The organism is Pseudomonas sp. GW821-FHT03C07 (genome assembly GCF_059420925.1).
In genome coordinates, this window is record NZ_JBWKUQ010000002.1 from 339,043 (window position 1) to 361,110 (window position 22,068).

Annotated in this window: 16 protein-coding genes and 1 pseudogene; 11 read left to right on the forward strand and 6 right to left on the reverse strand. The window is 54.6% G+C overall.

Annotated features, from left to right (window positions below; all coding sequences use genetic code 11):
* Positions 1–130 precede the first annotated feature (130 nt).
* Both AC07VG_RS04800 and AC07VG_RS04805 read left to right on the forward strand, forming a co-directional pair.
* The gene (locus AC07VG_RS04800; RefSeq protein WP_495020583.1) at positions 131–418 is read left to right on the forward strand and encodes a fructose-bisphosphate aldolase; all 288 of its coding nucleotides are present in this window, start codon (positions 131–133) and stop codon (positions 416–418) included.
* 482 nt (positions 419–900) lie between these two features.
* On the forward strand, positions 901–1,200 hold the full coding sequence (locus AC07VG_RS04805; RefSeq protein ID WP_495020584.1) for a type II toxin-antitoxin system death-on-curing family toxin: 300 nt from the start codon (positions 901–903) through the stop codon (positions 1,198–1,200).
* A 670-nt stretch (positions 1,201–1,870) separates the two neighbouring features.
* Here AC07VG_RS04805 and AC07VG_RS04810 read toward each other — a convergent pair.
* From AC07VG_RS04810 to AC07VG_RS04820, 3 genes are all read right to left on the reverse strand, one after another.
* The gene (locus AC07VG_RS04810) at positions 1,871–3,061 is read right to left on the reverse strand and encodes a hypothetical protein (RefSeq protein WP_495020585.1); all 1,191 of its coding nucleotides are present in this window, start codon (positions 3,059–3,061) and stop codon (positions 1,871–1,873) included.
* Positions 3,045–4,754 (reverse strand): AAA family ATPase, encoded by a 1,710-nt coding sequence (locus tag AC07VG_RS04815; protein WP_495020586.1) that lies wholly within the window; start codon positions 4,752–4,754, stop codon positions 3,045–3,047. Before AC07VG_RS04815 ends, AC07VG_RS04810 begins: the two co-directional genes overlap by 17 nt.
* Positions 4,755–4,852: 98 nt before the next feature.
* Positions 4,853–7,360, reverse strand: coding sequence for a P-loop NTPase (locus AC07VG_RS04820; RefSeq protein WP_495020587.1), 2,508 nt, complete (start codon positions 7,358–7,360; stop codon positions 4,853–4,855).
* A 315-nt stretch (positions 7,361–7,675) separates the two neighbouring features.
* Between AC07VG_RS04820 and AC07VG_RS04825 the strand changes: the two are divergent.
* Positions 7,676–9,079 (forward strand): annotated as a pseudogene (locus AC07VG_RS04825) (integrase core domain-containing protein).
* A gap of 384 nt (positions 9,080–9,463) precedes the next feature.
* Here the strand turns inward: AC07VG_RS04825 and AC07VG_RS04830 are convergent.
* Complete coding sequence (locus tag AC07VG_RS04830; RefSeq protein WP_495020588.1) at positions 9,464–10,369, reverse strand: alpha/beta fold hydrolase; 906 nt, start codon at positions 10,367–10,369, stop codon at positions 9,464–9,466.
* Between the two features lie 137 nt (positions 10,370–10,506).
* Here AC07VG_RS04830 and AC07VG_RS04835 point away from each other — a divergent pair, with 137 nt between their 5' ends.
* Positions 10,507–11,406: a LysR family transcriptional regulator gene (locus AC07VG_RS04835; protein ID WP_495000744.1), complete on the forward strand. Its 900-nt coding sequence runs from the start codon at positions 10,507–10,509 to the stop codon at positions 11,404–11,406.
* Positions 11,407–11,529: 123 nt separating this feature from the next.
* Here the strand turns inward: AC07VG_RS04835 and AC07VG_RS04840 are convergent, their stop codons facing one another.
* Positions 11,530–11,823 (reverse strand): hypothetical protein, encoded by a 294-nt coding sequence (locus AC07VG_RS04840; protein ID WP_495000745.1) that lies wholly within the window; start codon positions 11,821–11,823, stop codon positions 11,530–11,532.
* Positions 11,824–11,932: 109 nt separating this feature from the next.
* Between AC07VG_RS04840 and AC07VG_RS04845 the strand changes: the two genes are divergently transcribed.
* The 3 genes from AC07VG_RS04845 to AC07VG_RS04855 all read left to right on the forward strand — a co-directional run bounded on the left by AC07VG_RS04845 (position 11,933) and on the right by AC07VG_RS04855 (position 13,896).
* Positions 11,933–12,898, forward strand: coding sequence for a GlxA family transcriptional regulator (locus AC07VG_RS04845; RefSeq protein WP_495000746.1), 966 nt, complete (start codon positions 11,933–11,935; stop codon positions 12,896–12,898).
* Positions 12,899–13,094: 196 nt separating this feature from the next.
* Positions 13,095–13,373 carry a hypothetical protein gene (locus tag AC07VG_RS04850; RefSeq protein WP_495020589.1) on the forward strand — a complete coding sequence of 93 codons (279 nt, stop codon included), beginning with the start codon at positions 13,095–13,097 and terminating at the stop codon, positions 13,371–13,373.
* A 4-nt stretch (positions 13,374–13,377) separates the two neighbouring features.
* Positions 13,378–13,896 carry a helix-turn-helix transcriptional regulator gene (locus AC07VG_RS04855; protein WP_495000747.1) on the forward strand — a complete coding sequence of 173 codons (519 nt, stop codon included), beginning with the start codon at positions 13,378–13,380 and terminating at the stop codon, positions 13,894–13,896.
* Between the two features lie 19 nt (positions 13,897–13,915).
* Here AC07VG_RS04855 and treR read toward each other — a convergent pair whose 3' ends face one another.
* Positions 13,916–14,620 carry a trehalose operon repressor gene (gene treR / locus AC07VG_RS04860; protein WP_495000748.1) on the reverse strand — a complete coding sequence of 235 codons (705 nt, stop codon included), beginning with the start codon at positions 14,618–14,620 and terminating at the stop codon, positions 13,916–13,918.
* 226 nt (positions 14,621–14,846) lie between these two features.
* Here treR and treP point away from each other — a divergent pair, with 226 nt between their 5' ends.
* The 4 genes from treP to ptsP all read left to right on the forward strand — a co-directional run bounded on the left by treP (position 14,847) and on the right by ptsP (position 22,067).
* On the forward strand, positions 14,847–16,289 hold the full coding sequence (gene treP / locus AC07VG_RS04865) for a PTS system trehalose-specific EIIBC component (RefSeq protein ID WP_495020590.1): 1,443 nt from the start codon (positions 14,847–14,849) through the stop codon (positions 16,287–16,289).
* Between the two features lie 203 nt (positions 16,290–16,492).
* Positions 16,493–18,142: an alpha,alpha-phosphotrehalase gene (treC, locus tag AC07VG_RS04870; protein ID WP_495020591.1), complete on the forward strand. Its 1,650-nt coding sequence runs from the start codon at positions 16,493–16,495 to the stop codon at positions 18,140–18,142.
* Positions 18,143–18,242: 100 nt separating this feature from the next.
* Positions 18,243–19,466, forward strand: coding sequence for a maltoporin (locus tag AC07VG_RS04875; protein ID WP_495020592.1), 1,224 nt, complete (start codon positions 18,243–18,245; stop codon positions 19,464–19,466).
* Between the two features lie 63 nt (positions 19,467–19,529).
* Entirely contained in the window at positions 19,530–22,067 is a 2,538-nt protein-coding gene (gene ptsP, locus AC07VG_RS04880) for a phosphoenolpyruvate--protein phosphotransferase (RefSeq protein WP_495020593.1), read from the forward strand.
* The last annotated feature ends 1 nt before the right edge of the window (position 22,068 follow it).

The following is a 22,068-nucleotide window of genomic DNA, read 5'->3' on the forward strand; positions in this document are numbered from 1 at the left end:
GTGGGAGACCTTCGGGTCTGCCGGGTTTATGGTTGGAATTACCGGTCTGCGAACCCGCGCACAGTTGCCACCCATTTCGTTTCGCAGCGGACGGTGGTGACCCTTTAAGACATTTAAGGGAATTCCTACCATGCAAAGTAACGAACGCTTTACCCCCGTCGATACCGTAGCTTCCGAGCACCCTGTCCTGTACATCGATAGCCATGCGCCCCTGGTCGACCTGCATGCCTGCGTCAGCGAGCGCATCGGTGCCTTGGGTAATATACTGAGTCTTTTTTCTTGTTGTAGCTTGAATGACAGTGATCCACGCGACATTGCTTCTATCGCCAATATCAGTCGAATCCTGTTGCAGGACGTCAATGATGTCTTCGCAGTGATTCAACGGCGTGGCCTGATGGCAGAGCGGCGCGTCTGCTGATTTTTACTCCATGCTTTGCTGAGGCCGCGATAGCCCGTTGGGTTTTATTGCGGCCCTTCCCTGAGTTTTCTGTCAGCAATGATCGCTGCTGAGTTGCGCGCTGACGTGGCACTGATGCCAATCGGCAAGCAGCGTATGACGCCGTCGATGGCTCGGTGGTGTGTCTTGTCTTTTAGTGTACTACCTTGTGAGCAAAGATTGATCAAGCCGTATGGGGTACTCAAGCCATGAACCACAAGCTGAACACCTATGGCGTATCCATAGTAGAGAGGCCTAAAATTAAAGCCACCAAGAAGCTGGACTTGGGTGGCGACCCGGGTAAGCGGATTGTTTTTTTGGAAACCAGGCTCGTTCTGACAACGCACAAGAAGACCTTTCGGAAACTGGCTGACATGTAATGGAGTTGATCTTCTTTCCATTTGAACGGGTCATTGAGATAAATACTCAAATCTTGACTACCGAGCCCGGCAAATATTCCGATCTTGCAGGGCGCGCTGGCCCGAATCGATAATGCGATCGCCTATAATGGCCTCGACGATGTATTTGAAATTGCCGCTAAGTACACTGCCAGTATCGCGCAAGGCCATGCACTGCCTGATGCTAACAAGCGTACCGGACTTGCAGTCGGCTTGGAGTATCTTTCGCTCAATGATTATGAAATTACCCTAGACAATGATCTTCTGGCGGATGCGGTTAGAGATTTGGTTGTCGGCGATATCAATGAGCTTGATTCCGCTGATATTCTCTACTCCTATTTCAGCGCCTCACAAAATCAGGCTTAGTACTAGAAGGGGCTGTCAGATGTATTGGCTGGATTAGCCGTAGTTATGATGAGGCAATAGCAGAGTTTTCGAGGCTGATCCGTTATATGCGGCTGAGCTGCTGGATGAAGTTGTGCATGATAGCGTGCGGATGAATTGTCCATCCGCCCCGGAGCATCAGTGATCGGCTGCCTCTGCTATGAAAGACGCTGGCCGGGCCTCCTGAGTAGTGTTTTTGCTAGTATCGCCGATTCGGCAAGCCAATCGAGGTTTGGATTACTGATTAAGAAAAGGCGGTGATCACCGATTGCGACGAGAAGGCTGGCATACCCCGGTCGGGCTATGTTCAGGTACTTGGGTGAACACTATAGAACTAGGCGCCTTTAAATATTTATCTAAAGGGAATGTTGAAGGTAGAAGGAGCTCAGAGCTGTCGAAATTGTAGCCTGCTGAGAAGTACGGCATTGTGCGCGGCCTATGGACTTTGATATCAGGATGGAACGACTTCAAAAATTTTAGTTAGAATCTGTCTCTTCTGATTTGTGTATTAAGGTAAAGCCAATCCGATACGATCTCTAAATTGAGCCGCTGACTTGGCATCGAGAATGGATACAGATTGCTATTGTTCTTTCTCGGATTTTATTATCATGGGCTTATTGATAGAATACTATGCATATAATGGTACTCGCTCTCATAGCTGTGGCTGATTCACGATACGTAACCTTTGTTCAAAAAGCTCATTAATGGCTTCAATTTTAAATTTCTGTGCGGAGACTTTCGTATTAGGTCTTCGTAGGTCAATTACGCTTTTATGGGGTGGTGATCTAAAGTCAACGCTACTTAGTTCCTCTCCTTTTCCTTTGAGGAATTCACGAAGCTCATATGTATCAAAATACCACTCTCGCAGGTCTTCATTGCCATTGTAAATACCCTTTATTTTAAAAAGGTTAATATTGTTATTTTTGGAGTGGCTATTTTGTTGGAGTATATCTATACTAAAAGTATCACGTATATCTCCATCCGGAAGAAATCCAAAGCGAAACATTGTATCGTTTTCTAAACCTTCAATGTGGGGGTGCATATGTCCCAACATAGAATTATTTCTCTTGAGTTTTTGATTGCAAATAGATCCGGCTGGAATGAGGTTGTAAAGTGAAATAGCGAGAAACGGAAAACGAGTTTGTGGGTAGAAATGGTCTAGGTCTGGCCGAATAGATATGGCGCTGTATGTTTGGATTGACTCCAGTGCGCAATAAGGGCAAACCGTCATTTCTAGCTGTTCAGTTATTGCTTGACCAAGCTTTTCTGATACTGCGTCGTAATCAAAGCAACTGGAAAGTTGGTTGACCCATGTAGGGAAAAGCTGTCGGTCACGCTCAGTCAACTGCGAACGTCCTCTCTGCGCATTCTCTAATCTACATAGGTATCTTTTTTTCTTATGTCGTGGAATATTTGATTCAAGTTCGCTGATTATGAATGGAGTAAGATATAGCCGGTATTTTGATGTTAGTCTTTTTAACTCTTGGATCGTACGCGTTACGAGTTTGTCAAATACCTCCCGGTCGGAAGAAGATTCCGTTGCTATATTGACCACATTTGTCGCAATATCAATTTCTTTTAATAAATAGCAATAGCAGTATCTCTCGGCTAAAAAAGGAAATAATGTGTATATCCTTTCGATAGTGCTTTCAAAGAACGCAGGTTGGCTTCGTAGTAAGTTTTCAAGGAAACGCTTGTTGAATGTTTGTGTCGCTAGTTTTCTGTGGATGTGAGGGATAGTATTTAATAAACTTAAGATATTAGGCCAAAGAATAACGTCCAAAGCATACTCAATGTATGTTTCTTTGAAAGCGGATGAAAAGTTTTTATTGATCTTTATCATGATTTAGGAAGAAGTTTCTTGTGTTGGGGTTCGGGATGTTGGAGATCAGCACTCGGTCGGCTTCTGTGAGTGCGCTCTGTTCCGCTTTTCTAAGAAGATGTTCGATTTTGCGACGTGCATGCTCTCCAAAGGTAGATTTTAAATGCATGCCTTTTATATATATATCTGCAATACTATTGCCGAACCCATAGGAGCTGGTCGCAATAATCTCGTTATCTTCATTTCTTGTTAATGAAACAATGTCGTTTGGAAGAAAGTCGCTGATGATTATTGGAGAGTGCGTGCAAATGACAATCTGAGATGTTTTAATATCTCGGCTTTCTTCTATTGAACTTAAGTGATAAAGCATTTCATGTATAAATATACGTTGCCATTCTGGATGCAAGTATAGATCTGCTTCGTCAAATACGAATATGTTATTGGATTTGGAGTCTGTCGCTTTTAAATAGTGATAGCTCTCGGAGAAAATATGTGTTCGCGCTAATTCTCCGCTACTGATCCCGCGCCAACCCCAGGTCATATTACTGGCAATATTCGACGGGAGGCGGTTAATTGCGGCGATTAAATTTTGAACTGCCTCGTAATAGTCTGTCTTTACACTTTTGAGATCAAGCTTCTCGCCGTCATAGCAATAATCGATTAAGATTGTTGCTATCTCTTCAAAAATCTCTAAGAAACTATCAAGTAAGATTCGGAGATTTCCAAAGTTTATTTGGTCTCTGGAAAATAACTGTTTAATTCCTTTTCCTAGAATTGAACCCTGTACGAACTCGGGCCAATCAGATACTTCTAAATTTGAGATAGCCTCTCGGAGACGGTTAGACGTGCTCATCCCGTTAGTGCTTAAGTTGGATGTTTTGTCAAAGTGAAATAGGATGCTTGGAAGGACATTTTCTTCCACGCCCGAAGCTTTTGCTAGAGCACTAGATATTGATAGAAGGTTAATGTCAATCAATTTCTGAAATACCGCTCCATGTGTAATTTCGCTGTCTGACACTACGAATTGATATTCGTGGGTTATCCATTTCTTTATGAAGTCACTTTCGGAAGCTACTGACTCCAGGCCACGTTTGGCAATGCTAACAGGCGAGCTAGAGAAAATGAATTCGAAAACAATTTCTTCCATGAACCCCTCTCGGTTGAAAGAGTCTCTAAAATAAGCTAATAGCTTCTCAAAATATTTACGTTGTCTAGCGTTGTTTTTTACGTTTTCATAGATGGTGAGATTGTGGATGTTGGGGGAGTGTTTGGGCCTTCTAAAGTTTAGCGTGTCTTCATTGGATGATATTGAATTTATTTTAACGAAATTTATACGGTGCGCTGATAAGAAATTTTCATTGTTCTCAACTAGCTCGTAGTTTTTGTCGGAGACTATTTTTTTTATTTCAAAATTCGAGATATTGATAGAGCAAATATAGTATTTATTTGCGATATTGTCGAAAAAAATTATTATCGCACGAGAGTCGCTTTCGCCGTTTAGTGTTTCCAGGATATCGAGAATACTACTTTTACCTACCCCATTGGGGCCAATCAAAGCAGAGCAATAACGACCAAGATAGTATTCAGCGGTGTTTTCAGGTTTGCTCAGATTCAAAATCGTGTTGTGATAGTTGCACCGGAAGCTGCCATTAAGGTGGACGTTGATGTTACGTAGCGCTTTGTGTTCTGCAATAAATATGTGGGCAAGGATCATGATGCTTTCCGTGTCGATATAACCAAATATCAATGGTTATTTTTAAAGAGCACAATGAGCAGCTGGACTCCTTCCAGTTGCTCTGTGAAAGTAGTTAGTCAGTTTGTTGTGCTCTTCGGGTTTAGTCTTACGTAGCTCTTCACAACATTCATAAAGACATTGTCGGTCTGGTGATGTTTAATGCCTCTATTGACTACACTTTTTAACATGGCAAAAGCATCTTCGTCCGATGGGTTGTTTTCGATAACCTGAATTAAGCACTGTCCTAGTGAGGTGTATGGATAAACATCGTTGTGTCCTCGGAGTTCAATCTCTCTTAGCAGTACTGTGGTCCCTTCTTCGTAAAGCTCCCGTTCTGTGTAGTTTGAGCTTATGTATTTTTTTAACAAGGTCTGCCCCAGCGCATGGCGTACTTGAAATGAGTCATATAAGCCCAAGCCTTTTCTAAAGCAGTGTATTGCACCATCTATATCACTGTCTTTCTCTAGAAAACGGCCATACTGAAGCCAGAATACGCCGTCGCTTGCGAATAAATTTTGGCATGTCGAATAAATTTCGTGTATGTGTGAATAGTTTTTTCTGCCCCTGAATAGTGTTTCAGTCAAATAGTGAAAGGACAGGGTGGAGCGATATATTTTGTAGCTTAAAGGGTGATGCTTGATGTCTTCGATTGTGAACTTGGGTGCAAGGCATGTCATCAGGTTAATAAGGCGCGTTTTGATCTGGTCCGGGGGGATATTATAAGCCAGATGATATTCTGCGATCGAATGATGCCGCGCTGAGACGCCACGTGCTACCCCGTGTGTGTGTATCTTATCTCTCAACCCATCGGAAATTATTCGATCTAGGTTCGATATTGATATGTTATGACTCTCAGCAATGAAATTCAGCGGCAGCGGAAGGCGTGCCGCAGTTACCAACGCTACAGTCTGATATACATCGCGGGCTTCTTGAGTATCAATCTCTCGATACTCTTCTGCCAATTTTTCTTTGTATGACTGTCGAGATGATAAGTCATATAGAGTTGCAAGTAGATCGCCTTTGTATCCTTTGTCAAAGTCAATAATTTCTTTGACTGACTCTTTTTTTGTTTTGCCCGCTAATTTTTCAAATCTGATCCCTAGTTCGAAAGATCTATCGTAAAGTTTAGTAGCGCTAGCCAGGTTTAGATTTTCCACTTTAATTTGGCGTATGTTATCAAGTTGGCTTGACATAAAGTGGTGTTTGTTTCTTTCAAATTGTCGAGTTCTTTCTTCTACGATGACGCATAATCTACAAGATGTTGCTCTATCCATGATTCTTTCGAACACTGCGTTTATTGCGTAGAAGTGCTCATATGCTGCATCAACTACTAAGCAGAATAGTCCGCGTGTGTCTTTAATAGTTCTCCAAAGGTGCTCAATTTCTATACCATTTAGCCCATTGAAATGATGCACATTCAGGTGGTTTGCTGAGAGCTCGGCAGCGGCCATCATGCAGGCGGTGGTTTTTCCCGATCCTAAAGGTCCTGTAACTGCGATAAGCCTGCATTTTGAATCGCTGTTTAGAAACGCATTAACCTCGGAAACAATAGCTCTGTGTGCTGGCAGTGTTGCTGGAACATTGTGCGATACATAAAACCACTCGGGTAGGTCGCCCATATAGAATCGGGAATACGGGCCACGTTGTTTAGCAGCTGCACTTAGCTGAGTAGGAATGTGTTCAAAGTTCTCTGTAAACCATCCGGTGGAATGGTTTGAGTTATCCGCTAGGTAGGGTGCTTTACGCTTTAAAAACTTATCTGGAGAAACGTGGTTTATTTGAGATTTTAAGTAAGAAAAGAACTCATCAGTACGAGCGATTATTGGTGTGATTCCCTTTCTAGTGTAGTGGCTTTTTTCTATCTGAGTAAAATTTTCTGCCACTACCCAGCTGCGCTCTTTTATATTAAAGCTTTCTGCGGAAGTTTTTGATCGAATGGCGCTATCTATAGCCGATCCTTTGAATTTTGAACCGATGAATAGACAATTGCCATATTCGATGTTCAGCGCGCATTTGGCCAGCCATTCGCTTTGTTTTGATGAGGTAATTCCGTAGCTAACTCCGTCAATCAGTATCCCGGCTGGGATATTGGTGACCGTGCCATGCAGGTACACAATTGGTGGTGAGGTGGGTAGTCCGTGAACCGGTTCAAGATCTGCATAGTTGTACGTTTTGTAATCTGGGTAATTTAGTGTTGAGTTTTTATTTTGGTTTATTGCTTCGTTCGCTATGTTATCAATATTGGCAGTGAAAATTGTTTTCCACCATAGCTTGAAAATATCCACCTGCCAGGTATGTATTGAGCTGACTGTGTAATTGGACTTTAGAAAACTGTCGAAGTCATCGATGTCATCCTGGCCTGCACCGAACGCAGTAGGGAAATCTGTCAGCATCGCTTCGTCTGGAGGGTAACCTGCCGAGTCGAAAATTCGCTTTATAAGCTCTTCGGTGGTCGGAATCCCTTTACCGTTTAGGGATGGCGTGCCAGCAAATGTTTCTGCGCCTAAAAAAAGCGTTAAATCCCCAATCTCCATTTTCGGGATTATTTCCGCATCGATAATTTGTTTGGCTTCATGGTTCAACATTTTTGGCTCCCATCCCTAGAATTTTAGTTCTACTGCATTGGCCGTTTGGATCTCATCGGTCCGCTTTTTTCGAGCAGACCATTTTGGATCCTAGATAATAGCAATTTGGCATTATTTGAAAAGCAAAAAGGCGCGAGATTTTCGGTAACAGCACCGGGCTAGGACGGCTGTGGCGGGTGGTTGGTAGCGCCATTGTAGATGCAAGCACGAGGAAGCTCCGTGGCATGAGTTAGTCCTATGCCCCCCGGTGTCAGGATAGTTGTCGCCTCTCCGAATTTTCCTGAAAACGCAGATCGGGGCGGAAAGAGACTGTTCGTGCCGTACTATTCACCGGAGCGCAAAGCTGCATTGCTCAAGATGCTGCTTCCCCCACTGAGCCTGTCGATGGCCGAGGTTGCTCGGCGCGAAGGGGTCAGCGACATGTTATTGGCCAACTGGCGCAGAAAGGCCCGCTCTGAAGGAAACGCAGTGTCCGAGAACATCCCATCGGCCCAGAACTGGACAGCCGAAACCCAGTTTGCCGTCGCCCTTGAAACTGCCGGCTTGTCCGAAATTGAACTGGCTGAATACTGCCGTCGCAAAGGCCTGTACCCCGAGCAAATCAAGGCGTGGCGGCAAGCCTGTATCAACGGTCAGAAGGCAGACAAAGCGCAGCAAAAAGACGATCGCGAGTAAGCCCGCAAGGACAAGAAACGCATCCAGGAACTGGAGCGCGAACTGCGCCGAAAAGACAAGGCGCTGGCTGAAACCGCCGCGTTGCTGGTGCTGCAAAAAAAGCTCAACGACTACTGGGGGATCGACAACGAGGACAACTGACCGCCTTGCCGGAACGGCAATTACTGGTGACCTGGTTGAGTGAAGCCCGGATGGCCGGCGCCCGGAAAATCAAGGCCTGCCAGGAAGTCGGTCTCTCGCTCAGAACCGTGCAGCTCTGGACTGAAACTGAGGCGGTTCAGGCAGACGCCCGAACGACCACGGTACGACCCAGGCCGCGCAATGCGCTGAGCGAGGTCGAACGACAAGCAATCCTAAACGTGTGTAACAGCCCGGGCTACGGCCATTTGCCGCCGAGCCAGATCGTACCGAGGTTGGCTGATCAGCAGCTCTATCTGGCGTCGGAGTCGACGTTTTACCGGGTGCTGCGTGCGGCAGGCCAACAGCAGCATCGTGGTCGTAGCCAGCGCCCCGGGCGGCACGTGGCACCGACGACGCATGCCGCCAAAGGGCCGAACCAGGTGTGGTCGTGGGACATCACGTACCTGCCGTCTCCGGTACGCGGAAAGTATTACTACCTGTACCTGATCGAGGATATTTACAGCCGCAAGGCCGTGGCATGACCTGGGCATCACGCCGTCCCGTGGCCGATCGCGAGTGAGCAATGACAACCCGTACTCGGAATCACTGTTTCGGACGTTGAAATACTGCCCGCAATGGCCGGCAGATGGCTTTGCCAGTCTGGACGCCGCACGCGCCTGGGTCAGGGATTTTATGCGTTGGTATAACCACGAGCATCGGCACAGCCGAATCCGCTTTGTGACCCCGGCCGAACGGCACCGTGGTCAGGATCATCAGATCCTGGCTCGGCGTCATGAGCTGTACGAGCAAGCCCGGGAGAGAAGCCCGGAACGCTGGTCTGGACAGACACGAAACTGGGAGCCGATGGGTACGGTGCTGTTGAACCCGGATCGGGAGCAGCCGCTTGAGAAAAGAGCAGCATAGTTAGACGGTGACGCGGCAACTACCTTGAAAAACGCCGGCAGGTTCCCTGCTTCTTCGGGATGAAGAGGTACGTTTCGGCCAGTGTCGAATAGTAAAACTTTTCCTCTTGACGTTTGACCGCAAGAAATCAAAATCCGATGTCTGTACCGGCATCGGATTTTTTATGCGTCTCGTTCGGGCACTGGGGTTGACCCACAATATCGCCTCTACCCTCGCCGATGGGGAACTCCAGACTGAGGCAACTATTAGGAAATTCCTAATAGTTCGCCAGGTCAAGCGGCAGGTCAGCTAACCGGTACCTGTAACCTGGGTTCCGGACGCGTGGCTTGAGGCGCGCGCGTTCTCTCCTTGAAAATCGGTTCCGATCGGGCGAGAAGCAAAGGCTTACTTGATAAAGCCTTTGATCGCTGCAATCGTCGGCACCGGCGCCTCTTCCATCAGCCAGTGACCGGCATCGGGAATCACCACTTCGGTGACATCGGTGGCGACATTGCGCATCACGATGGCTTCGTTCGCGCCAAAGGACTTGGCGCCCCCTATTGCCAGCACCGGCATGTTCAGCTTGTTACCCATCACCTTCTGGTTCTGCTCCGCGTCCTGGTTGATACTCAGGAACTGCGCGAATGCCGAATGCATTGCACCTGGGCGAGCATAGAACCGGGTGTAGTGCTGGCGGGTCGCTTCGTCGATTTTCGCGGGATTGCCAGCGAACTCGTTCCAGAATCGATCCAGATAAATGCGTTCGCGACCAGCAACCAAACGTTCGGCATCCTTCCCACCGAAGTTGAAATGCCACAGCGCAGGCATCCGTACGATCTGGTCCCACGGTGGGATACCCGGTACCGGGGCATCCATCACGATCAGGCGATCAGTCTTGTCCGGGTAGCGAGCGGCATAGGCGTAGGCGACCATGGTGCCGATGTCATGCCCGACAATCGCGGCATGGTCGATCCCCAGCTTGCCCAGCACGGCGCGGATATCCGCCGCCTGGTTCCATTTGTCGTAACCCCCTTCAGGATGAGACGACAGCCCCATGCCACGCAGGTCGGGTACGACCACGGTATGGGTCTTGGCCAGCTCGGCCGCCAGTGGAGACCACATATCGCCGGTGTCACCGAAGCCGTGGATCAGTACGACCGCTGAACCTTGTCCGCCACTCACGACATGGAGGGTTGCGCCGTTGGCTTGAATCTCTTGGGCGTGGAATGACTTGGGGAATGGCCGGACTTCGGCGGCTGCCGGCAGGGCCAGAGCCAATGCGATCGCGGTCGCGGCAAAGTATTTGAGCATGATGGACTCCTAACCCTGCGGGGATAGCCACTTGGCGATCACTGTTAGCCCGAGGGAGTGACGCCAGTGTGGCCCTGGGCAATTTGAAGGAGTAGCCTTCGAATTCCTGATCAGGATTTCGGAAAAACCGAACAATCATGAAGCTCGATGGAATTGCGACCTTTGTGATGGTCGCCGAATGCAAGTCTCTGACTGAAGCCGCTCTCAGGCTCCGTGTATCCCGATCCGTGGTGAGCGATCGAATTGCCGAGCTCGAAAAAGAGCTGGGCACCAGCCTGCTTCAGAGAACGACTCGCAAGATTTCAGTGACTGAAGACGGGCATGAGTTTCTGGGGCGCGCAATCCGAATTGTAAAGGAGGTCGAGGAGGCGTCAGCCGCCATGTCCAAGCGTCGGGACACGCTTTCCGGCTCGCTGCGGATCTCGGCCCCTGTGACATTTGGGCGAATGCATCTTGGGCCGGCCTTGTACCCCTTTATGGCGCAGCACCCGGATATACAGATCACGCTGGATTTGAATGATCGTCGGGTGGACCCCTCCGCTGACGGGTTTGACGCCATCGTGCGGCACGGCGTGATCCAGGATCGCTATCTTGTGGCCTGGACGTTGGCCACCAGCCGGCGTGTCCTTGTAGCGTCGCCGGAATACCTGGCGCGCAATGGCAAGCCGACCACGCCTGCTGAGCTGGAAGGGCATCGAGGTATTTTCTACTCGAATCGCGGTGGTGCGGATTGGCGTTTCATGCAGCAAGGACACACCCTCATCGTCCATGGGCGGTCCGATTTGGTGCTCAACAATGGGGACCTGATGCGGGATGCGGCGGTGGCCGGTCTGGGCATTACCTTGCTGCCGCAGTTTATTGTCGGCGAGGCCCTCAAGGCCGGCTCCCTGGCGAAAATCGATATCGGCATAGAGGCTGAGCAGGAGTTCATCTATATCGCACATCCTGACGGTCAGCATCCCTCGGCGAAGCTCAGGGCACTGGCGGACTGGCTTCGTGAGGCATTTGGGAGCCCGCCCTATTGGGACGCGGTTTGAATCGATAACAAATGTGCATCTGTCGTTGAAGAGCTGTGGGGGGGGGTAACAAATTCCTGTGATTGGGTAGCCTTTTGACGGCTACCCCCCACTGCTTTTTGAAAGTCTCGGTGCCTCCTGTGTTTACTTGCCCTGCAGCAGCAAGCCGAGCGGGGCGAGTGGACCGACGTGCATCAACTCATACTCGGCAAAACCGCCCGCCGTCAGTGGCAGCGATTCCACCGCCGCCTTGGCCTCTTCGAGAGTTTCGACGTTCATGAGGAAGATCACCCCGGGCTTGTCCTGGCGGAACCAGAACTGTTCGATCTTGCCGTCGAGATAGAGCTTGAGCGTAGCCGGTACTTCGCTCGGCATGATCTGCTGGCGTTGCTCCGGGGTGAGTGGCTGGTTGATCGAGGCGATGGCTAGGACTTTCATGTGTATCTCCTGGATTGACGTTCATTGCGTTGCGCAATGGAGAGCACAGTAGTCCTCGCCGGCCAAAAACCTTATCATCACAAATGACAACTTTATGGTCATTTACGCCATGCGAATTTCAGTCCTCGCTCTTGATGGATTATTCGATACCGGGCTCGCGGTGACGCTCGATTCGCTCCGGGCGGCGAATGGGCTCGCGTCCCTCCTGACGGGCGGAGCACCGCGTTTCGAGGTCTCAACCGTCGGCGTGAACAAACGGGTGCGCTCCGGCCAGGGCTTCACGATTCCCGTACAAGCCATCACGCCGGATCTGAAGCCGGATTGGGTGATCGTGCCGGCACTGAATACGATCACTCCGGATCGGCTGATCCCCGCCCTTGATCGGGCCGATGTGAAACGGGCCATGGCGCAACTGCGCACCTGGCACAGCGAAGGCGTACGGATTGCCGCGGCCTGTATCGGTACCTTCCTGCTGGCGGAGGCCGGTCTGCTCGATGATCGGCAGGCGACGACGACCTGGTCGCTGGCGCCGCTGTTTCGGCAACGTTATCCGCGGGTGCTGCTCGACGAGTCGCGTATGCTCGTGCCCACGGACATCGGTGTGACCGCTGGCGCCGCAATGGGCCATCTCGACCTGGTCCTCTGGTTGATCCGCTCGGCGAGCCCGGAGTTGTCGGCCCTGGTTTCACGTTACCTGCTGGCCGATATTCGTTCGCTGCAGGCGCCTTACATCATCCCCAACCATCTGGCCCAGGCCGATCCGTTGATCCAGCTGTTCGAACGCTGGGCCCGCGATCATCTGAAGGCCGGCTTTTCGTTGCAGGAAGCGGCGAGTGCGCTGGCGGTCAGTACACGGACTTTGCAGCGTCGTTGCCAGGAAGTGCTGGGCAAGTCACCGCTGGCCTATTTTCAGGATCTGCGGGTCGAACGCGCGCAATCGCTGCTGCATGGCAGTGGGCTCGACATTGAAGCGATTGCCACCGAAGTCGGTTACGAAGACGGAGCCACGCTACGTACGCTCTTGCGCCGACGACTCGGGCGCGGCGTGCGTGAGCTGCGTGCTGATTTGCGCTGACGGCCCGTATACGAAACAGCGTTCATCCGGCCTTCGCAACACCTCGTAAATACCTCGCTCAGCCTCGACGCCATCCCTCCCTACACTCAAGAAACCGGCACTGAATTGAAGTGCCGGGAGTGTCATTTTTTGTCGATAAATGGATTTGGTTGTCAGTTGACAACCTATGCGCTTGGAGCAAGACTGGAGGCTATGGATGGCTAGAGCAAGACACCCGATCAAGGAGATCGAGAAGGTTCTGCGTCATGCAGAGGAACTTGGCTGGCGAATCAAGGTGGGCGGTTCGCATGCCTGGGGCAGGATGTACTGCCCGCTTAACAGTGGGCTGTGTCGTTGCCAGGATCACTGTATTACCAGCATTTGGAGTACGCCGCGTAATCTGGTCAGCCATGCCTGCAACTTGCAGCGGGTGGTTGATGGCTGTGTCATCAATCACGCCAATGGCGATCCCCGAATCGCGTCACCCAAGGAGTAGAACCATGGAGTATGAATTCACCCTGAGGTACCAGCTCTCGGAACAGAACAACGATCCGGATGTATTGATCGAGCTCTTGTATGAGTGCGGTTGCGATGACTCGCTGATCGGCTGCGGAATCCCTGGAAGGCTGGCGCTGAAGTTCTCCCGAGACGCCGACAGCGCCGCTCAGGCATTGCTTAGCGCTTTGCAGGACGTCAAGCGCGCTATCCCCGATGCGCGTCTCATAGAGGTTGTGCCCGACCTGGTCGGCCTTTCGGATATAGCCGATATCGTCGGCGTTTCGCGGCAGAACATGCGCAAACTCATGCTCAGTCATGGGGCTTCATTTCCGTTGGCGGTCCACGAAGGCAGCGCTTCGGTCTGGCACCTGGCGGAAGTCCTGGGCTGGCTCGAAGGTCGGGGCTATGACCTTGAGCCCCGAATGATTGAAACCGCGCAGGTGGCCCAGGATATCAATCTCACGAAAGCCTCCAGCAAGCTTGGGGCGGTCAACCCCGAGTGGCTGGCGCTGGTGCTGTGAGCCATGGCAGGGCGCCGACTCAGCGTCTTGCCACGTCGGAAAAGTAGAACTTGTCCAGGGTGTGCCGCGATTCGGTGTATTCAAACTGCCGCCCATCCTGCAGGAACGTCTGGTTCTTCACCACGATTACATGACTGGCCCCATCCAGGTCCAGGTGCAGCAGGTCGTCCCGGCTGCAGCGGGCCGCCTCGATGGTGCGCTGGGCGAAGCTGATGCTCAGTTGCAGGGTTTTTTCGATGTAGGCATAGATCGACTGTTCGGCGATTTCCCGGGTCAGGCCGGGGATCCGGTCGGCGACGAAATAGTTGATGTCGAGAATGATCCGCTTGCCGTCGATGCGCCGCACCCGCTTGATGCGAATCACCGGGCTGCCCGGCTCGGCGTCCAGGCGCTCCTGAAGCGAACCCTCAAGGGCGATCTCGCTGAACTCCACCACTTCGGTGCTGATATTGCTGCCAAGGCTGGAATGGGCCTCCTGGAAGCTGACGATGCCGCCCAATTGAAACTCGATCGGGCTGCGGGACAGCACGAAGGTGCCCTTGCCATGGATCTTCTGCGCGAAACCGCGCTCCTGCAATTGCTCGATGGCCTTGCGCACGGTGCCGCGGCTGGCCTGGTAGCTTTCCATCAGTTCGGTTTCCGACGGCAGCCGGGCGCCTTTTTCCAATTGCTCTGTGGTAATGCTGGCAAGCAGATCACTGTAGATCTGGTTGTATTTGCTCATGCTGGTCGCTCTGGATCGAAAGTACTCGCCAACAGGGTAGCCGACGCGATGTCCTGGGACCTTGAACCTTAAGGGCAGGTCGAAACTTTGTCCATTTGTCGGATCTTTTACCGATAAACCCCAAACTCGTCTGTACGAGTTATTGCTTTAACTCGTACAGACGAGTATTTTTCATTCCTGTGTGCTGGCAACACCCTCCAATAACAAGAACCAGTGGAAGAAAAGCATGAGCCACGACTATCCGAATATCGCCCGCGAGCTGCTGCAAGGCCTCGGTGGCGCTGAAAACCTCGAGCAGGCCGCTCACTGTGTCACCCGTCTGCGCCTGGCCCTCAAGGACCCGAGCCTGGTCGACAAGGCCGCGCTGGCCAATATCGACCTGGTGAAAGGCACTTTCTTCACCGGCGGCTTGTTCCAGATCGTTATCGGCCCGGGGGAGGTTGAGCGTGTCTACGCCACCTTGCGCGAAATCACCGGGCTGGCCGCCTCGACCATCGCCGACGTCAAGCAGAGGGGCGCTGACAAAACCAACGCCATGCAGCGTCTGGTGCGGGTGTTCTCCGATGTGTTCATGCCGATCCTGCCGGCGCTGATCATTGCCGGCCTGCTGATGGGGGTGAACAACCTCATGGGCGCCAAGGGCATGTTTATCGAGGGCAAGACCTTGCTCGAGGCCTACCCGTCGCTGGACGGCGTGTGGAGCTTGATCAACCTGATGGCCAACACCTCCTTCGTGTTCCTTCCGGCCCTGGTCGGCTGGTCGGCGGCCAAGCGCTTTGGCGGCAGCGAAATCCTCGGCATCGTGCTCGGCCTGATGCTGGTGCACCCCGACCTGCTCAACGCCTGGAACTACGGCAAGGCGGTCGCCGGCCTGGACGGCCAGAGCCTGCCGTACTTCAACATCTTCGGCTGGTTCCGGATCGAGAAGGTCGGCTACCAGGGCCAGATCCTGCCGATCCTGATGGCCGCCTATGTCATGAGCGTGATCGAGAAATGGCTGCGGGCGCGGGTGCCGAATGCCATTCAATTGCTGGTGGTGCCCATCACCACCATCGTCGTCACCGGCGTGCTGGCCCTGGCGGTCATCGGTCCGGTGACCCGTCACCTGGGCATCCTGATCACCCAGGGTGTGGTCATGCTGTTCGATGTGGCGCCGGTGCTCGGCGGCGCGATCTTCGGCCTGCTCTACGCGCCACTGGTGATCACCGGCATGCACCACATGTTCCTCGCGGTGGACTTGCAACTGATCGCTACCCAGGGCGGCACCTTCATCTGGCCGATGATCGTCATGTCCAACCTGGCCCAGGGCAGCGCGGCACTGGCGGTGTTCTACATGAGCCGCAATGCACGGGACCGCAGCATGGCGTCGACCTCGGCGATCTCCGCCTACTTCGGCATCACCGAGCCGGCGATGTTCGGCGTCAACCTGCGCTACAAGTTTCCGTTCTATGCCGCGCTGATCGGTTCGGCACTGGGCAGCATTTTCCTCTCGCTGAACAAGATCCAGGCCTCGGCCATCGGCGTCGGCGGCTTGCCGGGCTTCATCTCGATCATTCCGCAGTACATCCCGATGTTCATCGTCGGCATGGGCATCGCGATGGTCGTGCCGTTCGTGCTGACTTGCGGGTTGAGCATGAAGATCATCCGGCCCGGCTACCGCGTCGCCTGAGCCGGAACTGTATAGGAAGCAGGGCTTGCGAACGCGGTATCTGTAGGAACTGAGCTTGGTTCGACGGCGTTCCGACGAAGGCGGCTGTGAGGACGCTAAAAGCTTCGCGGGCAAGCTCCGCTCCCACACAAGCTCTGCTCCTACAGGTTCGCGGTGTTCATGAGGCCGCAGGCTCAAGTTTACTGAAAGTATCAGGAGTACCCATGCAAGACTGGCAGCGTTCGGTGATCTACCAGATCTACCCGAAAAGTTTCTACAGCCACTCAGGCCAGGCCACCGGCGATCTGCTAGGGGTGGTCGACAAGCTCGACTACCTCAAGTGGTTGGGCGTCGATTGCCTGTGGATCACGCCGTTCCTGCGCTCGCCGCAGCGCGACAATGGCTACGACATCAGCGACTACTACGCCATCGATCCGAGCTACGGGAGCATGGCCGACTGCGACCTGCTGCTCGCCGAAGCCGGCAAGCGTGGCATCAGGTTGATGCTCGATATCGTGGTCAACCACACCTCGATCGAGCACGAATGGTTTCGCCAGGCCCGCAGCAGCCTCGACAACCCATACCGCGACTTCTACATCTGGCGCGACCAGCCGAACAACTGGCAGTCGAAGTTCGGCGGCAATGCCTGGGAGTACGAGGCCCAGACCGGCCAGTACTACCTGCACCTGTTCGACCACACCCAGGCCGACCTGAATTGGGACAATCCCAAGGTGCGCCAGGAAGTGTTCAAGATGATGCGTTTCTGGCGTGACAAGGGCGTCGGCGGTTTCCGCCTGGACGTGATCAACCTGATCTCCAAACCCGCCGACTTCCCCGAGGACGCCAGCGACGGTCGTCGTTTCTACACCGACGGTCCGAACGTGCACGACTACCTGCAGGAAATGCACCGCGAAGTCTTCGAGGGCCATGACCTGATCAACGTCGGCGAAATGTCCTCCACCAGTCTTGCGCATTGCATTCGTTATTCGAATCCGGAGTCCCGCGAACTGTCGATGACCTTCAACTTTCACCACCTGAAAGTCGATTACCCGAACATGGAGAAATGGGTCCGCGCCGATTTCGATTTCCTCGAACTCAAGCGCATCCTCTCCGACTGGCAGACCGGCATGCAGGCCGGTGGCGGCTGGAATGCACTGTTCTGGTGTAACCACGACCAGCCGCGGGTGGTCTCGCGCTTCGGTCATGAGGGTGAATACCGGGACGTCTCGGCGAAGATGCTCGCCACCGCGTTGCATTTCCTCCAGGGCACCCCGTACATCTATCAAGGTGAAGAACTGGGGATGACCAATCCGGGCTTCGAGTCCATCGGGCAGTACCGCGATGTCGAAACCCTGAACATCTATCGGCTCAAGCGCGAAGCCGGCGAGTCCGAAGCCCTGGGCATGGCGGCGATCATGCAAAAGTCCCGGGACAACGGGCGCACGCCGATGCAATGGAGCGCCGGGCCGAATGCCGGTTTCAGCAGCGCGCAGCCCTGGATCGAGGTGCCGGCGAACGCCGCGCTGATCAACGTCGACAAGCAGTTCGACGATACCCGCTCGGTGCTGCATCACTACCGGGCCCTGGTCAGCTTGCGGCGCAACGAAGCGCTGATGGTGGACGGCGTCTACCGCCAGTTGCTGCCCGAACATCCACGGGTCTGGGCCTACGTGCGGGAAGGCCAGGGTGAACGACTGCTGGTGGTGAACAACTTCTATGCCGAGCCTTGCGCAGTCGAATTGCCCGAAGGCGTTTTCATCGACGGCCAGAGCCAGCGCCTGGTGATCGGCAACTACGACGACGGCTTGCCGCGTAGCCGACATCTGTCACTGAAACCTTACGAGTCCTTTGTGTTGCACCTGTCAGAAAAGTAAGACGTTTCGTTCGCTCAATGCAGTTCGCATCAGATCGTGCGCGGGGGAGCCGCGCCCGATAATCAAGAAGCACTACACAATAAAAATAATGGGGGAGCCAATGAAAACAACAATAAATCGTCGTCTTGCGGTGTCTTGTTTGTGCCTGGGATTGCCGTTCTCGGCCCAGGCCCTGGAGTTCGCCGGCTACTTGCGCAGCGGCATGGGCAGTTCGGCCAACAGCGGTACGCAAAGCTGTTTCCATTTGCCTGGCGCCGAGTCCAAATATCGCCTGGGCAACGAGTGCGAACAGTACGCGGAGCTGGAGTTGCGCCAGGACTTGCTGACCCTTGATGACGGCTCGGTGTTCAGCGTCGACGGGATGGCCTCGCTCTACAACAAGTACGATCACAATCCCAGTTTCGACGGCGACAACGGCACGGTGCGCATGCCGCAGATGTATGCCCAGTGGTCGAACCTGCCTTCGCTCAATGGCGGTTCGCTGTGGGCCGGGCGCCGCTACTACAAGCGTAACGACATCCATATCTCCGACTTCTACTACTGGAACCAGAGCGGCACCGGTGGCGGTATCGAGGACGTGAAGATCGGCGACTTGAAATACAGCTACGCCTTCTCGCGCAAGGACAACCTGTACCAGAAGGACTATATCAACCGTCACGACGTCAACGTCTCCGGCTTCAAGGTCAATCCCGATGGCGAGCTGGAGTTCGGTGTCAGTTACCTCGATGCCCCGAATCGCCGTGATACCCACCAGGGTTGGGCCGTCACCGCGCAGCATGTGCAGAAGAATTTCCTCGGCGGCAAGAACAAGTTCGCCCTGCAATACGGCGAAGGGCCGGGTACCGGATTGGGCTACACCGGCGACACCAGCCTGGACACCAGCAACAAGAGCTACCGCGCGGTCGAGTTTTTCGACTGGCAGGTGACACCGCGCTTCGGCGGGCAGATCGAGGCCGTGTACCAGAAGGACATTCGTCCCGACGGTCAGGGCCAGACCTGGATGTCCCTCGGGGTCCGCCCGTCCTATGCGATTACCGAGCAATTCAAGCTGGTGACCGAACTGGGCCACGACCAGATCGAAGCTCCGGGCGGCACCCGCAAGCTCAGCAAATTTACCTTCGCCCCGACCTGGTCGCCCAAGGGCCCGGACTTCTGGGCACGCCCCGAAGTGCGCGTCTACTACACCTATGCCAGTTGGAACGCGGCGGCCCAGCGCGCGGCCAATGAGTTGGACGCCGGTTCGGCATTGTCCGATAGCGGTGCGTTTGGCAGTGCCCTGCATGGCTCCAATTTCGGTGTGCAGGTCGAGTATTGGTGGAAATAAGCCCTATGCTGGCGTGGCCTTCGCCGCGCCAGCGCTTCAAAGAACAATGATAAAGGTGATGTCATGACCGCAACCCCTTCCCTGGAACTGCTCGCGCCCCTGTCCGGGGTGCTGATCGAGCTGGATCAGGTGCCTGATCCGGTGTTCTCCAGTCGCATGATCGGCGACGGCCTGTGCATCGACCCGACGTCCGGGGTGCTCTGTGCACCCTTGGCCGGGGTGGTGAGCAATCTCCAGGCCAGCGGCCATGCCATCAGCATTACCGACGACCAGGGGGTGCAGGTGCTGATGCATATCGGCCTGGATACCGTGCAACTGCAGGGCCAGGGTTTCACGGCCCGGGTCCGCGAGGGCGAGCGGGTGACGGCCGGGCAGACACTGATCGAGTTCGATGTCGACTACATCGCCTTGCACGCCCGTAGCCTGCTGACCCTGGTGCTGGTCGTCAGTGGCGAGACATTCACCCGGCTGGCACCGGCCAGTGGCTTGATTGAAAGCGGCGCGCCGCTGCTGCGTATCGAGCACAACGCTGCGGCGGCGAGCCCGGTGCTGGAAGAGGAAGGCGAGGCGTTGTTCTCAAGTCCGGTGACCTTGCCCAATGCCAATGGCCTGCATGCCCGCCCGGCGGCGGTGCTGGCGCAGGCGGCCAAGGGCTTTGCCGCGAGCATCGTCGTGCATCGCCGCCAGGACAGCGCGAACGCCAAGTCCCTGGTGGCGATCATGGCCCTGCAGACGGTGCGTGGCGACGTGTTGCAGGTCAGTGCGGTGGGCGCGGATGCCCAGGCCGCCATCGAGGCACTGGCGGTACTGTTGGCCGACGGCTGCGGCGAAGCGGTCGAGCCGGTGGCCAGGATCGATATTCCTGCGGTGGTCGAAGCGTCTTCGCCGACCTTGCTGCGCGGCGTCTGTGCGTCGCCGGGATCGGCGTTCGGTCGGGTCGTGCAGGTGGCCGAACAGCGGCTGGAAGTGGCGGAGTTCGGTGCCGATGAGCCCCATGAGCGCGCATCGCTCGAACGGGCTCTGGAGCAGGCGACCGAGGCCTTGCAGCTGTTGCGGGACAACGCCGAGGGCAGTGCCCAGGCGCAGATTTTTCGTGCGCATCAGGAATTGCTGGAAGACCCGAGTCTGCTGGAGCAGGCCCAGGCACTGCTCAGCCAGGGTAAAAGCGCGGCGTTCGCCTGGCGCCAGGTCACCGAGGATACCTGCGCATTGTTCGAACGCCTGGGCAGCAGCTTGCTGGCCGAGCGCGCGCTGGATCTGAAGGACGTCGGCCAGCGGGTCCTGCGGCTGATTCTCGGGGTCCAGGAGCGGGTCAGCGAACTGCCGGACGACGCGATCCTGATTGCCGAGCAACTGACCCCGTCGCAAACGGCCGGACTCGATACGCGCAAGGTCCTCGGCTTCGTCACCGTCGGTGGCGGCGCCACCAGCCATGTGGCGATCCTGGCCCGGGCGTTCGGCTTGCCGGCCCTTTGCGGCTTGCCCGCCGAGGTCCTGAAGGTGCCCGCCGGTACCCAGGTGCTGCTCGATGCCGACCTCGGGCGCCTGCACCTGATGCCGGAAGAGGCTGATGTGCAGCGCCTGCTGGTCAAGCGCCAGCAACAACGCCTGCGTCACCAGCGCGAGACGGAACAGGCGGCCGAGGCGGCGCGCACCCGTGACGGTCATCATTTCGAGGTCACCGCCAACGTCGCCTCGTTGCAAGAGGTGGAGCAGTCGTTGACCCTGGGCGGAGAAGGGGTCGGTTTGCTGCGTTCCGAGTTTCTCTATCTGGAGCGCCAGAGCGCGCCGAGTGTCGAGGAGCAGGCTGCCACGTATTCGGCGATTGCCCGCGCCTTGGGACCGCAGCGCAATCTGGTGGTACGGACCCTCGACGTCGGCGGCGACAAGCCTCTGGCCTACGTGCCGATGGACAGTGAAGCCAACCCTTTTCTCGGCATGCGCGGGATTCGCCTGTGCCTGCAACGCCCGGAACTGCTGCGTCAGCAATTGCGGGGGATTCTCGCCTGTGCCGGGCTGACGCAACTGCACATCATGCTGCCGATGATCACCCAGTTGTCCGAGCTGCGGCAGGCGCGCCAGTTCCTCGAGGATGAGGCCCTGGCCTTGGGCCTCAAGGCGTTGCCGAAACTGGGGATCATGATCGAAGTGCCGGCGGCGGCCTTGATGGCCGACCTGTTCGCTGCCGAGGTGGATTTCTTTTCCATCGGCACCAATGACCTGACCCAATACACCCTGGCCATGGACCGTGATCACCCGCAACTGGCGAGCCAGGCCGACAGCCTGCACCCGGCGGTATTGCGTTTGATCGCCACCACCGTGAAAGCCGCCCATGCCCATGGCAAGCCGGTCAGCGTGTGTGGCGCGCTGGCCTCCGAGGCGCTGGCGGTGCCGGTGTTACTGGGCCTGGGGGTGGATGAACTGTCGGTCAGCGTGCCGCTGATTCCGGCGATCAAGGCGGCGGTCCGCGAGGTCGAGTTGCTCGAGTGCCAGGCCCTGGCGCAACGGATTCTCGGTCTGGAAAATGCCGGGCAGGTGCGTGAAGCCTTGCTCGCTCATCAACACACCACGGCGCTGCAGCCGCGGGTCCTGGAGAACTGAA